This is a genomic window from Vibrio sp. 1401 (assembly GCF_033340295.1).
The window spans coordinates 1-788 of record NZ_JAWOWF010000264.1; the positions used below are offsets into that span (position 1 = coordinate 1).

General features: G+C 47.6%; 1 protein-coding gene. It reads right to left on the reverse strand.

What is annotated here, in order from left to right:
* Window positions 1-788: PAS domain S-box protein (locus tag R7Z77_RS25000; RefSeq protein WP_318136998.1), on the reverse strand; the 788-nt coding region annotated here is incomplete at both ends.

Below are 788 nucleotides of genomic sequence, written 5' to 3' on the forward strand. Positions count from 1 at the left end.
TAAGAACGCCATTCGTACCCGATGCCTTGTCTTTAAACGGCGATTTCACCACATCAAACCACGTTATATGGCCATCACTACTCACGACCTTATCGATGTACCTTACCGGTTCCGCTTGTCGTAGAGCGTGGAGGTCGCTCGTTTCCAACCGCGTGTACATTTCAACGGGAATGACATCTTGAAGACGTTTACCAATCAAATCAGAAACTTCCGATATACCTAAAGCGTTTACAAATGGCTTATTGCACGCTTGGTACACCATGTTCTCATTAAAAATACCGATAGAGTCAGGGCTTGCATCTAAGATTGTTTGAAGAATGGTGTCACGCTGAGCCAAAGCGACTTCAGTGTCTTTACGACGTTCCATTTCATCACGTAAGTTCTGCTGAATCTTATGCCATTCCGTCACATCGTGACTAATAGACAACGTTCCGAGTAGCTCACCACTTGGCGATACTAACGAGCTTAAATTCACTTCAAGCAAGCAGCTGCGACCTTGCGTGTCCGTCGTCCATTTGCGTTCACTTTTACGGGTAGCGACTCGGCTCGCCGTTGCAGTGATGGCTTCTTCTCGTCGCCCCTCCCAAAACTGGTCAAAGGCACGATTCGTCGTCAATAAGTTACCTTGACAATCTTGTAAGCAGATCAACTCGGACAGCGAATCTAGCGCTGAGCGAGCCATCTCTAACTGCGCCAACTCTTGCTGCTGCTCTTGTAAAGTGACTTGATAAGGTTGCGCGTACATGATCCAAACACGATGACCACGTAGCAAACTCTTTCGGCCGGAC